Source organism: Aquibacillus kalidii (genome assembly GCF_014280935.1).
Lineage (GTDB): Bacteria > Bacillota > Bacilli > Bacillales > Amphibacillaceae > Aquibacillus_D > Aquibacillus_D kalidii.
Genome location: NZ_JACLZI010000056.1, coordinates 91,724 through 107,073, shown reverse-complemented (window position 1 = coordinate 107,073; position 15,350 = coordinate 91,724). Strand labels below are relative to the sequence as shown.

Annotated in this window: 16 protein-coding genes; 9 read left to right on the top strand and 7 right to left on the bottom strand. The window is 35.7% G+C overall.

Features of this window, described 5'->3' with window-relative positions; genetic code table 11:
- The first annotated feature begins 3 nt into the window (after positions 1-3).
- The gene (locus tag H7K77_RS16310) at positions 4-1,812 is read left to right on the top strand and encodes a diguanylate cyclase (protein WP_235988965.1); all 1,809 of its coding nucleotides are present in this window, start codon (positions 4-6) and stop codon (positions 1,810-1,812) included.
- 34 nt (positions 1,813-1,846) lie between these two features.
- Here H7K77_RS16310 and H7K77_RS16305 read toward each other — a convergent pair whose 3' ends face one another.
- Entirely contained in the window at positions 1,847-2,857 is a 1,011-nt protein-coding gene (locus H7K77_RS16305) for a TIGR00341 family protein (RefSeq protein ID WP_222599408.1), read from the bottom strand.
- A 133-nt stretch (positions 2,858-2,990) separates the two neighbouring features.
- Between H7K77_RS16305 and H7K77_RS16300 the strand changes: the two genes are divergently transcribed.
- Positions 2,991-3,770 carry an SDR family oxidoreductase gene (locus H7K77_RS16300; RefSeq protein ID WP_186579270.1) on the top strand — a complete coding sequence of 260 codons (780 nt, stop codon included), beginning with the start codon at positions 2,991-2,993 and terminating at the stop codon, positions 3,768-3,770.
- Positions 3,771-3,824: 54 nt separating this feature from the next.
- Here H7K77_RS16300 and H7K77_RS16295 read toward each other — a convergent pair whose 3' ends face one another.
- The gene (locus H7K77_RS16295) at positions 3,825-4,325 is read right to left on the bottom strand and encodes a metallophosphoesterase family protein (RefSeq protein WP_186579268.1); all 501 of its coding nucleotides are present in this window, start codon (positions 4,323-4,325) and stop codon (positions 3,825-3,827) included.
- An 81-nt stretch (positions 4,326-4,406) separates the two neighbouring features.
- Here H7K77_RS16295 and H7K77_RS16290 point away from each other — a divergent pair, with 81 nt between their 5' ends.
- Together H7K77_RS16290 and H7K77_RS16285 are read left to right on the top strand one after the other, a co-directional pair.
- On the top strand, positions 4,407-4,874 hold the full coding sequence (locus H7K77_RS16290; RefSeq protein ID WP_186579266.1) for a GNAT family N-acetyltransferase: 468 nt from the start codon (positions 4,407-4,409) through the stop codon (positions 4,872-4,874).
- Positions 4,875-4,979: 105 nt separating this feature from the next.
- Positions 4,980-5,435 carry a GNAT family N-acetyltransferase gene (locus H7K77_RS16285; protein WP_186579264.1) on the top strand — a complete coding sequence of 152 codons (456 nt, stop codon included), beginning with the start codon at positions 4,980-4,982 and terminating at the stop codon, positions 5,433-5,435.
- 45 nt (positions 5,436-5,480) lie between these two features.
- On the opposite strand, the gene H7K77_RS16280 is transcribed toward H7K77_RS16285, so the two are convergent.
- The 3 genes from H7K77_RS16280 to H7K77_RS16270 are packed head-to-tail and all read right to left on the bottom strand — an operon-like array spanning position 5,481 to position 8,332.
- Positions 5,481-6,230, bottom strand: a complete 750-nt coding sequence (locus H7K77_RS16280; protein ID WP_186579262.1) for a glucose 1-dehydrogenase — start codon at positions 6,228-6,230, stop codon at positions 5,481-5,483.
- A gap of 18 nt (positions 6,231-6,248) precedes the next feature.
- Positions 6,249-7,646: a sensor histidine kinase gene (locus H7K77_RS16275; protein ID WP_186579260.1), complete on the bottom strand. Its 1,398-nt coding sequence runs from the start codon at positions 7,644-7,646 to the stop codon at positions 6,249-6,251.
- Positions 7,643-8,332: a response regulator transcription factor gene (locus tag H7K77_RS16270; RefSeq protein ID WP_186579258.1), complete on the bottom strand. Its 690-nt coding sequence runs from the start codon at positions 8,330-8,332 to the stop codon at positions 7,643-7,645. The genes H7K77_RS16275 and H7K77_RS16270 overlap by 4 nt, the downstream gene beginning before the upstream one ends.
- Before the next feature lie 331 nt (positions 8,333-8,663).
- Here H7K77_RS16270 and qoxA point away from each other — a divergent pair, with 331 nt between their 5' ends.
- Genes qoxA through qoxD form a run of 4 tightly spaced genes read left to right on the top strand, consistent with a single transcriptional unit; the run spans position 8,664 to position 12,486 of the window.
- Positions 8,664-9,641: a cytochrome aa3 quinol oxidase subunit II gene (gene qoxA, locus H7K77_RS16265; protein ID WP_407926443.1), complete on the top strand. Its 978-nt coding sequence runs from the start codon at positions 8,664-8,666 to the stop codon at positions 9,639-9,641.
- A 1-nt stretch (position 9,642) separates the two neighbouring features.
- The gene (gene qoxB / locus H7K77_RS16260; RefSeq protein WP_186579256.1) at positions 9,643-11,589 is read left to right on the top strand and encodes a cytochrome aa3 quinol oxidase subunit I; all 1,947 of its coding nucleotides are present in this window, start codon (positions 9,643-9,645) and stop codon (positions 11,587-11,589) included.
- The gene (gene qoxC, locus H7K77_RS16255) at positions 11,586-12,182 is read left to right on the top strand and encodes a cytochrome aa3 quinol oxidase subunit III (protein WP_186579255.1); all 597 of its coding nucleotides are present in this window, start codon (positions 11,586-11,588) and stop codon (positions 12,180-12,182) included. The genes qoxB and qoxC overlap by 4 nt, the downstream gene beginning before the upstream one ends.
- 1 nt (position 12,183) lies before the next feature.
- Entirely contained in the window at positions 12,184-12,486 is a 303-nt protein-coding gene (qoxD, locus tag H7K77_RS16250) for a cytochrome aa3 quinol oxidase subunit IV (RefSeq protein ID WP_186579253.1), read from the top strand.
- Between the two features lie 18 nt (positions 12,487-12,504).
- On the opposite strand, the gene H7K77_RS16245 is transcribed toward qoxD, so the two are convergent.
- Complete coding sequence (locus H7K77_RS16245; protein ID WP_186579251.1) at positions 12,505-13,119, bottom strand: HAD family hydrolase; 615 nt, start codon at positions 13,117-13,119, stop codon at positions 12,505-12,507.
- Positions 13,120-13,273: 154 nt separating this feature from the next.
- On the opposite strand from H7K77_RS16245, the gene H7K77_RS16240 reads away from it, so the two are divergent.
- Positions 13,274-14,467: an alanyl-tRNA editing protein gene (locus H7K77_RS16240; RefSeq protein WP_328701144.1), complete on the top strand. Its 1,194-nt coding sequence runs from the start codon at positions 13,274-13,276 to the stop codon at positions 14,465-14,467.
- A gap of 16 nt (positions 14,468-14,483) precedes the next feature.
- On the opposite strand, the gene H7K77_RS16235 is transcribed toward H7K77_RS16240, so the two are convergent.
- The gene (locus tag H7K77_RS16235; RefSeq protein WP_186579247.1) at positions 14,484-15,185 is read right to left on the bottom strand and encodes a YetF domain-containing protein; all 702 of its coding nucleotides are present in this window, start codon (positions 15,183-15,185) and stop codon (positions 14,484-14,486) included.
- Positions 15,186-15,350 lie beyond the last annotated feature (165 nt).

The window sequence follows — 15,350 nt, the reverse complement described above, 5'->3', positions numbered from 1 at the left end:
AAAATGAAATATAGAGTGTTGGAAAATAAACATATATATGCTGCATTAATAATACTGATAGGAACTATCCTGTTCTTTATGATGGTTGATTTTGAATTTAGTTTATCAGATTGGGTACTCATTTATGCACTTGTTGCTTCTACTTTGGTTGTAGATCACTACAGAATTCAACTTCCTCCTGAGGGGAATTTCTTATCTATGGATTCTGCTATTTATTTAGCAACTTTGTTTGTGTTCGGGCTAGATTTTACATTAGTTGTATTGCTACTTAGTAGTATTATCCACTTTATTTACTTTCGTGAAGACTTTTGGTGGATTTCCCCTTTTAATTTTTCTCTGTATGCGATTATGATTGGGATGGCTCATTTCGCTTATTTATCTGTAGGTGGAACAATTGGGGAAGTTCGTATTGAGAACGTATTAGGGTATGTATTTTCTCTTGGTATTTACTTTTTAATAAATTTGTTTCTTATGGCTATCTTTATTTACTTAATGAAAAAGACAGGATTAATTGATGCCTTAAAAGGCGTTCTAATTGGTGCATTTGAAAGTTATTTGTGCACTTTATTATTATCTATAGTTTTAAGTTTTTTAGTAAATATGGCACCATTTATGGGGCTATTTTTGTTTGTATGTATTGCTTTACTCTTATCATTTACATTTAAACAACATTTTGAGCTTTATCAAAAGGTTGCAGATAAAGCGAACAAAGACCATTTGACTGGTTTAAATAACCACGGATATTTTAAAGAAGAATTAGCTAAAACAATTTTGGAAATAAAGCAAAGCAAAGAGCCACTTAGCCTTGCGATGCTTGATATAGATGACTTTAAAAAATATAACGATACAAATGGCCATTTAAAAGGTGATAATTTATTAACCTTTTTTGGACAACAATTAGAAAGAGAATGTGTTGCAAATCAGCATATTGTTGCACGATATGGCGGGGAAGAATTTGTTATCTTAATGAAGCGAACGAATGAATTAGATGCAGCCCATTTTATAGATAGCCTTCGAAAAAAAATAAATGATACGTATTATGAAGGGGTTGAGATCCTTCCATACGGTTGTTTATCTTTTTCAGCTGGGGTAATTGAGTGGAATTCGGAGATACAAAGTTCTTCTGAATTCCTAAGTCATGCCGATCAGGCTATGTATTATGCCAAAGCGCAAGGGAAAAATAATACGCATGTGTATGGGAAAGAAATAGAAGCTATTAGTATAGAGGAACCTATGGAGGAAATGGAGCAACAGCTCAAAATTTTCCTTGCTCGAGATATTTATACGTATCGACATAGTAAACGAGTATTTAAATATGCAGTAGAATTCAGTAAATTATTGGATTTGAAGGACTATGAGCGTAAGGTACTAATGCTAGGTGCCTTAATTCATGATATTGGTAAGTTAGAAGTTCCAAGAGAAATAATTAGCAAAAAAGGAAAGTTAACAAAAGAAGAATGGGAATTGGTTAAAAACCATGTAACTTGGGGTAAGCAGATTGTTGAGTTACACGATAAAAATAAGGATATTTCTCCTTTAGTAGAGCTTCATCATGAACGCTATGATGGTAAGGGTTATCCCCATGGGCTAAAAGGGGAGGAAATACCAAAGTTAGCAAGAATACTTTGTATTATTGATTCTTTTGATGCTATGACTACAGAAAGACCTTATCAGAAAACAAAGACTTTCCAAGAAGCTATAGTTGAACTTCGCGCATGTGCAGGAACACAGTTTGATCCTTATTTTGTCGAAGGATTTATCGACTATATAGAAAAAAATTATATTTCAGTAGAAACAGTTGACACTGTATAAGAAACCGAAGCTCACTGCTTACGGTTTCTTTTTGTTAAAATGTAATTAAAAAAATGATCAATGCTAATACACAAATTACAATACCAATAAATAGAATGGCGTATTTTCTCGAGGTATTGGCCATTTGGATTTCTCTCCAGTTTACGGGTTTAATACCACTTGACCAAAAGATTAATATGGCCGATAAAATAATTGAGTTAATATTTACTAGTAACAGGAGCAGTGGTGTGAAGGATAATGACCATTCCCCAGCGCCAAGCATCATTCCCAATACGACTGTAGGTGGTAATAACGCAACTGATACCATTACCCCAACTAATGCCTCTGAAACTCTTTTAATGAAAGAGAGTGCACCTGCAGCACCTGCAGCCAATGCAACGACAATGTCCATGATTTCAATTTTTGTACGGGCAACAAATTCATCACTTGCCATAGGTAAATCAAATAATAGACCGAACAAGGCTGACATAGCTAAAGGGACAGATAAGCCAAATATTGAAGTAATGACAGATTGCCGCATAAGCTTATAATCACCTAATGTAGCCGCAAATGCTAAGGAAGTAAATGGACCGATTAATGGGGCTATTACCATGGCGCCTATTACAATTGCCGCACTATCTTTCACTATACCAGCTGTAGCAACTAAAGATGATAATAATAAGAACCATATAAAGCTATATGTAATTTCACTTGAGGAATGTACAACACTGTATAGTTCTTGTCTACTGGCACGCATTAGTTCCGATTTATTATTCTTATCTTCCTCCTCTTTATCATCATCAATTCTTGGAATATATGTATGTATATTATAAAGGAGTGCATGAAGATCATTACTACTTTTGGCATCAACTTCTAGGAAATTTAAGATCTCTTCGGTATGTTTTTTTCTTACCAGTATTCGCACAAGTTCTTCGGTTTCTGACTCTGTTGTGTGCCAGTGAGAGATATAAGTAAATTGTGTTAAGTTATCTAAGAAGGTAGATAATGATTGCTTTGGTAAATATACCTCTATTAACTGTAATTCAATAAAGCATCTCTCCTTCAAAAATTAATAAACTAATTTCTAATTTTAACGCAAATCTATTTTTTTATACGTAGGGTGTGGATAAAGTACTCAACCTTTTCACTAAATAATGTTATTTTAAAAGTAATTATATAAATGAGGGAGGCGAATGGTAATGGAACAAGGCAAATTACATAATAGGATAGCACTCGTTACAGGAGCTGGTAGACTTAAGGGGATTGGTGCAGCCATTTGTAAGCAGCTTGCTAAGGAAGGGGCAGATATTTACTTTACTTACTGGTCAGATTATGATCAATCAATGCCTTGGGGTGTGCAGCAAGATGAACCAGAAATACTAAAAAAAGAGATTGAGAGCCTAGGGGTAACTTGTTATAAAGCAGAAATTGACTTATCAAATCCAGAAAATATTGAACCATTAATGAAAACGGTAAGGATAAAGTTAGGTGAGCCAAAGATATTAGTAAATAACGCTGCATTCTCCACAAGTAATAGTTTCATGGACTTGCAAGTGACTGATATGGACAATCATTACGCTGTGAATATTCGAGCAACAACATTGTTAAGCGTGGAATTTGCCCGTCACTTCTCTTCAGCTAGTGGGGGGAGGATTATTAATCTGACATCTGGCCAATCACTGGGAGCAATGCCTGGTGAACTAGCTTATGCTACTACTAAAGGAGCTGTAGAGGCATTTACTAAGACACTGTCTGCAGAGGTCGCGTATAAGGGGATAACGGTGAATGCTGTCAATCCTGGACCCACCCAAACTGGTTGGGTAACGGAAGAGGACGAAGAAGTGCTTAAAGGTAGTTTTCCGCTTGAGAGACTAGGCGAGCCTGGGGATGTAGCGAGACTTATAAGTTTCCTAGCAAGTGATGACGCAAAGTGGATAACAGGTCAGGTTATTCACTCTGAGGGTGGTTTTAAAAGGTAAAAGAAGGAGTCTTATACGGACTATCAGGAGGATTGACTCCTACTGGTAGTCTCATTAAGATTTATCATCATAAAAAATATGTTTGATGTTTACGTATTCTGAAATTTCAATTATGCCATAGGAAAATTGCTTCTCTCTTCGTTTGTCTGTTGGTGAACCGGGATTGAATAACAAAATGTCTTCATATTGCTTAAGGATAGGGATGTGAGAATGTCCAAAGATAATGATGTCAACATCCTCGAACTGAAATTTTTCTATTGCCCTTTTTTCAGTAGTCCTTGATTTCCCGTGCCCATGTGTTATACCAATGGTAAGATTGTCTAATTCTAATAATAAGGAATTGGGGAATCGTGATTGAATGTCAGAGTCATCTACATTTCCATAGACACCAACTAGTGGAGCAAACTTCTCAAAAGCTTTTAACACTTCTACTGTTTGCACATCACCTACATGAATGACTAAGTTAGCAGCCTCTAAATCAGATAGTAGTTTTTTTGGAATAGTTTTAGCCATTCTAGGCATGTGTGTGTCTGCTATAACAACGATTTTAAACATCCAATTCAACCCTTTCTATAAGCCTCACGTTTTCCCCTAATCTTGTGTACATTAAAATAACAAGTATTTAGGGGGATAAAAATGAGGATTATTTCAACAAAAGATTATCATAAGATCGCACTCTTAAACAAAGAGGTCCATGACCTACATGCACAATTATACCCAAATTTTTTTAAGAAATATAAATATAACGAGATAGTCGGTTTTTTCCAACGCGCTGTTCATAATCCAAACAGTATTTTTCTGTTGTTAGAAGATAGTAACCAAGCACTAGGTTATGTATGGGCTGAAATCTTTGATTATCCAGATAGTGAGTTTGGTCATAGTTATAGGTCGTTATATATTCATCAAATCAGTATAGTTAAGAAAGCGCAAAGTAAAGGATATGGTTCCAAACTAATGGAAAATATTTACATGTTCGCAAGAAATAATGGTATATTTAAAATAGAACTAGATTATTGGGCTGATAATGAAATAGCTAAATCATTTTATAAAAAGCAAGGCTTTAAAAAAGTAAGAGAATTTGTATATAAAGATTTAACAAACTAATTCTTTTACTACGATAAATTTGTAATAAAATATAAAATATAGACGCTTTTCTTAAACGCCTTATGATTAGATTTCATTCAAATATATAGTCGGGGGAAATCAGATATGCAAATAACAATTAGGCAAGCAAATGAACAAGATATAGACCAACTTCAAGAATTAATGATTGATTACATTGTACATTTTTATAAACAAAAGCAACCAGACCCCAATGAATTGAATAAACTCATTCATGATTTACAAAAAACTACAGATAGTATTGGAACCCAATTTGTTGCATCAACTAAAGACGGCCAATTGTTAGGTTTCGCAACTCTTTATTATACTTTTAGTACATTGCGTGTTCAAAAACAGATCATACTTAATGATTTATTTGTTAAGCAATCTGCCAGAGGACAAAAAATTGGTGAAAAACTGTTTCAGAAATGCCTTACCTTTACGAGAGAGAATCAATTTGCTTCGATGGTGTGGGAAACGGATAAGGATAATCATATTGCCCAAGCGTTATATACTAAAATGGGTGGTCATTTATCCGAATATCTACATTATGAATTAAGTTAAAAAGAAGGAGCACAAAACTTAAAATAGTTTGTGCTCTTTTCCATATTAGTGTTCATATATCATTTTTCTAGTCATACCACCATCAACGATTAAATTTTCGCCAGTAATAAAATCATTCATTGGGTTGGTTAAGAACAGGCAGGCACGTGCAACATCCTCTGGTTTGCCCACTCTTTTTGAGGGGTGTTGTTTATGATCAATATTTCTCAGTGATGAATAGTCACCTGTTTCAATCCAACCCGGACTTATCGAATTGACTAGTATATGATCATCTTGAAGGGACATTGCTAGTGCATGGGTTAATGCGTATATTCCACCCTTTGTCGCTGCATATGCTTCCGAATCTTTTTCGGACATAAATGCACGAGTTGATGCTATATTTACAATTGCGCCTCCGCTATCATTTCTGCGAATATATTTAGCAGCTTCTCTAGCACACAAAAAGTTTCCGCGAAGATTGATGTTCAGTACATCATCCCACTCTTCTACACTAAGCTCATAAACAGATTTAAAACGCGACACGCCTGCATTATTAATTAAAATATTGATTTTGCCGTAGATTCTGATGGTCTCATCCATTAGATGAGTTATCTGCTTCGGGTCTCGAACATCAGTCTCGATAAACAGACCATCACCATATGTAGAATTTATCAAATTAAGAGTAGCCTCAGCCGCTTCTCTATCAATGTCAGCAACAACAACTTTTGCCCCTTCATTGGCATACCCAAGGGCTACACCTCTTCCAATTCCATTACCTGCTCCTGTAACAATCACGACACTATCTTTAAAATTCATGATACCAATCCTTTCTCCTTACTCATGTGAATCATTAGGGAAATATAAAATGACGGTTGTTCCTTGATCTTTTTCACTCTGGAATTCAATCGTACCGTTGTGCGTTTCAACTAGTTTTTTGACAATTGACAGCCCTAGTCCAGTTCCTCCGTTTGAACGAGATCGTGATTTGTCTACGCGGTAAAAACGATCAAATAAGTAAGGCAAATCTGATTTCGCAATACCGATTCCTGTATCAGCAATTTTTACAGTTATTCCGTTTGTTTCATTAATAAGGTTTACCTTTATCGATCCTTTTTCTGTGTACCGGATTGCATTCTCTAGTAAGTTGTTAAAGATTTGCTCCATTCGATTACCATCGGCATAGAGTAAAGCAACACTAGTAGAAGGAGAAAAGTGAACATCGATATTCTTTTGATTTGCTTTGAACTGTACTTTTGTGATAATAGTTTCAATTAATTCATTTAATTCGAGATCTTCCATATGGAATGGAAGTTTCCCTTCTTCAATTTTTGACAAGTCCATCAGGTCATCCATTAGTGTGTTAATCTGATTTGCTTCATTTTCAATAATTTTAAGATAGTCATTTTTTTCATTATCCGATTGGTACAGATTTTTTCTGATCGCTTGTGTATAGCCTTTTATGTATGTTAATGGCGTCTTTAATTCATGTGTGATATTTGAAAAAAACTCATTTCGATTCGTTTGATAACGCTCTAGTGTACTAGACATGTTATTTATGGCATTCGCAAGTGAACCAATCTCGTCATTTCCTTTATAAGTAACCCTGGTGCTAAAATCCTGCTTGTTAGCTATTCTTTTTGTAGCATGCTCCATTTGTAAAAGCGGGGCTGCCAATTTTTTTGATATAAAAAAGGTAAAGCCAATCGCTAATATAACCGCACCTAAACTAGCTAAGACAACTAACTTAATAATGTTTTGGATCGACTCGTTTATTATATGCAGGGGAGAAAACAGAAAGATGCTGCCGATAACTTTTCCATTATGGATAATGGGCTGACCAACTTTTAAATATTTAGCTTCCTTATTAATATATTCATTCACAATTGTTTCTTTTTTGTTTAATTGTTTTAGTTCTTTTTGATTCAAAACGGGATGTTCCAACAAGTTATCCCACTCGGTATTCATTCGAATCTTTCCATCTATATCTGTAACAACTGCTTCCATATCTGTAATATCTGCAATATTATTAATATTTCTAAATGTCTCTTCATCGGAAATGGATTGAATGTTCTCAGCGTATTTTTGAGATAGGTCGATTAACTGGTTTTCTACGTCATTGTAAGAAAAATTAAGAATAATCTGGACTATGATATAGCCTAAAGGAATAAGAATGATAAGCTGTAAAAAAAGAATGGTAGCACCTAACTTAATCACGACACTGTTTAGCTTCATTCTGTGTCACCACTTGAAAATTTATATCCGACTCCCCAAATCGTTTTGATTGGTTGTTTCGCCAACCCAGCCTTCTTTAATTTATCTCTTACGTACCGAACATGTGAATCGACTGTTCGAATATCCACTACATCATTTATCCCCCACACTTTATCAAGTAATTGTTCACGTGTATAGACCCAATTAGAGTTTGAGGCTATTAAATAAAGGAGATCGAATTCTTTAGGAGTAAGTTTAAGTGGAGATCCATTTACAGATACCTCTCGTGAATTACCGTCAATCACTAATCCATCAAAATTTATTCCCGTTGTATCTGATTTAGGTAATCGCCTTAATTGAACCTGAATTCTCGCTTCCAATTCTTCAGGATCAAAGGGCTTTACTACATAGTCATCCGCTCCTAAAGTTAGACCCTCAACCTTATCTTTCGATTCGTTTAAAGCGGTTAACAATATAATTGGTATTTCTTTGTTGAAGGATCTAATTCTTTTACATACCTCTTTACCGTCTAAATTGGGCATCATTATATCTAATAAAATCACGTCAACTTGCTCACTCTTAACTCGGTTTATAGCTTCTATTCCGTCAGATGCTTCTAATATTTGAAACGATTCTTGCAAGTGAACCTTTAACAGCAGTCGCATTTGCGGTTCGTCGTCAACAATAAGAACGATAGGTTTATTCATTTTCTCTCACTCTCAATTCGTTTATAGTAACAAGTGTCTCTAAGTCGATATTAAAGAAAAATAATCTAATAGTAAAATAATAGCCCATGACAACAGATGGTAATAAAAAATACTGTAATTTAAATCACAGCTTTCCTGGAAGTATATGAACATTTTGTGACTTATTTCGATTCTTCATAATTTCATCAAATTTACATGTGAAAATGATAATAGCTAAAAGGCTGTTTCTAAACTTAAACAACTTTTAAGTATAATAACTTTTTCTTCCGTATACTCAATCGTTCAAGTAAGAGTATACCCTTGATAGAAAGGAGCAATTCGAGTGAAATACATTCGTAAAACTATGTATGCCATTATGTTTTTCACAGTAGCTTTTGTGCTTTCGGGATGTGAATCGGATATGGTCGTTTTCGATCCGCAAGGCCCGATTGCTAAGAATTTATCAGAATTAATTATTTTCTCGATTATTTTCATGGCCATAATCGTCTTAGTCGTTTTTGTTCTATTTGGAACAATTGTTTGGAAATATCGTGAAAGAAAAGACAATATGGATTATGAACCACCTGTTGAAAAAGGGAGTCACCTATTGGAGATTACTTGGTTCGTTATTCCTGTAGTGATTGTCATTGCTTTAACAATACCGACTGTAAAGACAATTTATGAGGTGGAAGATATACCAGAAGGATATGACCACCTAGAACCGCTAGTCGTTCATGTAACGTCTGCGGATTGGAAATGGATTTTCAGTTATCCAGAACAAGATATTGAAACAGTTAACTACCTAAACATTCCTGAAGATAGACCAATTCTCTTTAAGATGACTTCTGCTGGGACCATGCAGTCGTTTTGGGTACCTGCTCTTGGAGGCCAAAAATATACAATGGCTAATATGGAAACAAAATTGTACCTCGTTGCAGATAAACCTGGAACGTATATAGGTAGAAATACAAGCTTTAATGGCCGAGGTTATGCTGCTATGCAGTTTGACGTAAATGCTCAGACTGAAGAAGACTTTAATGAATGGATAGAGGAAGTTAAAAAGACAGCAGGCGACTTAACAGAAGACCATTATAAAGAAATTTTATCACCAACGATTATCGGTACAGAAACTTTTAATGGTACACATTTACAATGGATAAATCATGCACACGGTGGTTCTTCTGATTATATTAATCCAGAAGAATATAGAATCCATCATGGTGACTCTGAAGAAGAGAGTAATCCAGTAGATGAACAAGAGCAAGATGATAATAGTGAAGAAAATCATGAAGATCATGAAAATATGAATCATGAAATGGGTGGTGAGTAATATGACTTGGGATCAATTTTTTGTTACTGGTGACCCATTAATCCTAGCTTCGCAAATTGCGATTGCATTAACAATGGTTGGATTAGTCGTTCTAGTTACTTACCTGAAAAGATGGAAGTGGCTATGGAAAGAATGGTTCACAACAGTAGACCATAAAAAAATAGGTATTATGTATATTCTTGCAGGTGTAGTGATGTTTTTCCGCGGTGGTGTCGATGGGCTAATGATGAAAGCTCAAACATCAAGACCGGAATTAGAATTTTTAGATGCACAACACTATGATGAAGTATTTACCACACATGGTGTTATTATGATTTTATTTATGGCGATGCCGATGTTAATTGGGATTATGAACGTTGTTATTCCATTACAAATTGGCGCGCGTGATGTTGCTTTTCCAAAGTTGAATGCACTTAGTTTTTGGGTGTTTTTTGTAGGGGCAATGTTATTCAACATCTCCTTCGTAATTGGTGGTTCACCGGATGCTGGATGGACAGCGTATTTCCCACTTGCAGGTAAAGAATTTACCCCTGGTGTAGGAAACAACTATTATGCAATTGCTTTGCAAATTGCTGGTATAGGTACACTAGCGACGGGCGTTAACTTTATAGTAACAATCTTAAAGATGAGAGCTCCTGGTATGACTTTGATGAAAATGCCAATGTTTACTTGGACGGCATTAGTAACAAACGTTATTATCGTTGCAGCTTTCCCGATTTTAACCGTTGCTTTAGCGTTTATGACGCTTGACCGTTTATTTGGAACTCATTTCTTTACGGTAGCAGCTGGTGGGGACCCGATGCTATGGTTAAATCTATTCTGGCTTTGGGGACACCCTGAAGTTTATATCGTGGTTTTACCAGCATTTGGTATGTTCTCGGAAGTTATCTCTACATTCTCGCGTAAGAACCTTTACGGATATAAATCAATGGTGGCTTCAATCGTGGGGATTGCATTCTTAAGTATGCTTGTATGGGTTCACCATTTCTACACAATGGGTAATAGTGGTGCTGTTAACTCTGTATTCTCGATTACAACAATGGCGATTGCTATCCCGACAGGTGTTAAAATATTCAACTGGTTATTTACAATGCGTAAAGGTCGAATTAAATTCACCAATGCGATGCTTTGGTCTCTAGCATTCATACCTTGTTTCACCATTGGTGGGGTAACAGGTGTTATGTTAGCGATGGCAGCAGCTGATTACCAGTATCACAATACTATGTTCTTAGTGGCACACTTCCACTACGTATTGATTCCGGGTGTTGTTTTTGCGGTGTTTGCTGGACTTTACTACTGGTGGCCAAAAATGTTTGGGTTTAAATTAAATGAGAAAATTGGATACTGGCATTTCTGGTTATTCGTTATTGGTTTCAACGTAACATTCATGCCAATGTTCTTTGTTGGATTAGATGGTATGTCACGTCGTATGTTCACGTATTCTGCTAGCACTGGATGGGGACCATTACTAGGGTTATCAGCAATTGGTGCCTTAATACTAGCAGCAGGTTTCGCAGCATTATGTTATAACATTTATTGGAGTTTCCGTTATGCATCACGTGATGTAGGAAATGATCCGTGGGATGCTCGAACATTAGAATGGGCAACAGCATCACCACCACCACATTATAATTTTGCAAAAGTACCAGAGGTATCTCAGTTAGATGAATTCTGGGAAAATAAAAAAGCCGGCATTACGGGATTGAAGAAAAATGAAATCGAGGAAATTCACATGCCGAGTAATTCATGGACACCATTATTTATGGCTGTCGCTTTCGGTATTGTAGGGTTCTTCCTAGTATTTGAGTGGTTTATCCCAGCTGCTATTTCAGCTGTATTGATTGTAATTGGTCTTATTCTAAATTCCTTCGATTATGATCATGGTTATCATGTTTCCGTTGAGGAAGTAGAAGAGACAGAACGTAAGTGGAGAGGTGATCTAAAATGAGTTCACAATCAACTACACCGTTAGAATATCAAGGTCAACAAAACCAAATGACTATTCTCGGCTTTTGGATTTTCTTAGGCGCAGAGATCGTGCTTTTCTCCACTTTGTTTGCTTCGTATTTTGTATTAGAACATAACACTGCTGGAGGTCCAACAGGCGAAGAGTTGTTTATGTTGAAAGAAGTATTAATTGAAACATTCCTACTATTAACTAGTAGTTTTACTTGTGGGTTAGCTATTCACGAGATGCGTAATGGTAATAAGCGTGATACGATTGTCTGGTTAATCGTAACGTTGTTGCTTGGATTAGGATTTGTGTACATGGAGATTTCTGAATTTATTCATTATGTACATGAAGGAGCTACCATCCAAACAAGTGGTTTCCTTTCTGGTTTCTTCACCCTATTAGGAACTCACGGACTTCACGTTTCGTTAGGGATTGGATGGGTAACCCTATTAATTATCCAAATGATGAAGAGAGGAATTACTCCTGTAACAGCACGTAAAGTATTTGTTGCTAGTCTGTATTGGCACTTCCTGGATGTAGTTTGGATCTTTATCTTTACATTTGTTTATTTGAAAGGAATGATGTAGCATGTCTAAAGGTCATAAAGGGTTTCCGTGGAATCACGTTATCGGCTTTTTCCTTTCAATTGCATTAACTATTTTCGCAGTATTGATGGTTCAATACACTGATTTCTCTAAATCAACAGTCATGTTTATAATTGGTACACTAGCTATCTTACAAGCTGCCATCCAATTATTTATGTTTATGCACATTACAGAAGGAAAATCAGGTGTCATTAATATTATTAATATCACTTATAGTGTATTTTTAGCAGTAGTTATTGTTGTGGGATCTATCTGGATACTAACAACAGGCCACGCTGCTCACTAAACATAAATAGGCTTACCATTAAATGGTGGGCCTATTTTTTTTGCTATCAATAGATAAGATATAATTCTGGACGGTTTCTATCCATTTACCATCCTTATCTGCTAGTAAGGTATCCCAACCTAGGTCTGTTCCGATAGTTAAATTGCTTTTCGAATCGTCTACAAACAAAATATTATTATGGGAATCTATCTGTTTTGTAATTTCCTTGAATATAGCTGGATTCGGTTTATAAAAGCCTATCTGACTAGAGATAGTAACACTAGTTAAGTAGGACTCAACAGGTTCTAGTAACGGCCTGATCCATTCAATTCTGTGATTACTAAGAATATGAATATCCACAGAGGAACTCCAAATTGGTATATATTTAACTGCTGGGAGTGGCTTTAAAATAGACATAAGAAACTCTCTAGCTTGATCAATGTTAATAGTAGGATATTTTCTAAACCAACTCCAGAACTCTGTTTCTGTTATTTTCCCCGTCCATAAAGAATCGCTAATTTCTTGCTTATAATGAGAACGGATTTCCGAGTGTGGTGTTTTCGCTTGTTCGGCTATTTCTATCCAAAATTCATCTAAATTTGGGGCAAGGACTCCACCTATATCAAGAATAAGTTGAGGTCTGGACCTACGCATTAAAAAATCCCTCCAAAGTCATACTTGCTATTGCTAGACTATATTTTCGCACCATGTTTCATTAAAAACAATCTCATAATGGATATTTCTATCTAATTCTAATAAAATGAAACAAAATGCATGTCCAATTTATAAGGGTAATAGGAGTGGGAATGTGACGGTTAAATTATTTTATCAGGATCCCTATCAACAAAGTTTTGAAGCGGAAATCGTGGAACAAAACGAAGATGAATTTGGATATTATGTCGTCTTAGATCAGACCGCTTTTTATCCAACTGGTGGTGGGCAACCTAATGACTTAGGAATACTTGGTGATGTTCATATAGTAAATGTCGAAGAGGTTGGAGGACAGTTGCGTCATTATATAGAAAATTACCTACCAGAAAAAGATAGGATTACAGGAGAAATTGATTGGAATAGACGATTTGACCACATGCAGCAGCATGCAGGACAACATCTATTATCAGCAGCCTTTGAAGAATTGTTAAGCTATAAAACAGTTAGCTTTCATTTAGGACAGGATACCTGCACAATTGACCTTGATATAGAAAGCTTAACGAAGGCTGAGGCACAATTGATTGAGAAAAAAGTAAACGACATTATCCTAGAAAACAGGCCTATTGAAACTAGATGGGTATCAGAACAGGAGTTAGAACAATATCAACTCCGAAAGAAGCTAACTGTGAAGGAGAATATTCGTTTGGTGATTATTCCGGACTTTGACTATAATGGTTGTGGCGGCACACATCCGAGCTCAACGGGGCAAGTAGCTTCGTTAAAAGTCTTGGATTGGGAAAAGCAAAAAGGGCAAGTGAGAGTTAGGTTTGTTTGTGGGAATCGGGTTTTACAACAATTAGAGACAAAACATCAAATTACTATCCAATTAACTCAATTATTAAACGCTCCTGAACCTAAACTTTCAGAATCGGTAGTAAAATTGAATCAGCAATATTTAGAAACGAAAAAGAAACTAAAAGAGGCAAATGAAAATGTTTTATCTTTGGAGGCGGACAGTTATGTTCGGGAAATGAAGGAGATCGATAACCAGGTTATAATCAAGTTGTTGGAAAATAAAGAAATGAAAGATGTTCAATATTTGGCAAGGCAAGTAGTTGCTAAAGTTAATACTTCAATTATCGTACTAATTACTAAAAATGAAAATAAATTTCAGATTGTGTGTGCTAGAGGAAATAAAGTGGAGGCAAGTATGAAGACACTTTTAAAAAATGCACTTGAACTAGTTAACGGTAAAGGTGGAGGCAATGACAGTTTTGCACAGGGTGGGGCAGAGGCCACGTTGTCAGCTAGTGATTGGAAGAAGTTGATAGAAGAAGTGATGAGGAAGTAGTCTCATCACTTCTTTTTTAATGCACCACATCATCTTTGCTATCGATATATAAGCTGCCATCTTTTTGGACTTCTGCATAAAAAACATCTGATGCGTCATCAATACCTGCTTCAGATAGCTTTTCATTTAACCAGTTCTCGTCTAAATTCAGTTTTTTTAAATTTTTAGTTTCTATATTACCGTCCGAAATTACTTTTGTAGAGATATCGAACTGATTGGAGGGGGAGGCTGTTTGGGCCCCAATATCCGCACGTGTAGCATTTTGTTTGTAGTCTTTTTTCATCACAGACAATTTTCCATCTGTTTCTAAAATCCCGTACTGAACATCTTTAAGTGAAAATACGTTTTTTTGTCTTAGCATTGAGTTAAGGGCATCAATATCCAAACGGGCTTTTCTCATTTCACTTTCCATAATTTCTCCATTTTTAATTAGGATCATAGGTTGTCCAACAATAGCTTTTCTTGCTGTTTTAGATTTAATGTCAAGATAACCCATTACAATTGTTAGCAAACTCCAACCCACTAAAGCAATAACCCCGTTCCTTATAGAAAGGGTACTATTGACAGTTAACATTGCACCGATGGAACCAATAGAAATTCCTGATACAAAATTAAAGAAAGTTAACTGTGATAACTCCTTTCTTCCCATAATTCTGGTTAAAGCCAACAGAACACCAAAGGACAGTACGATTCTTAGCACTAAATTGTATAGTTCCATTGTTCACTGCTCCTTTCGATATTAGAGTACCTAATATTTAATGTTCCATTCATATAAAAAAAAGGCTGATTTAGAATCAGACCGTGGTCGTACTCTTTTTCATTCCTAAACCGGTTAAGGTAAAGATTGGAAGTAGCTATACTTAGAGCAGAAAGAAAGAAGAAG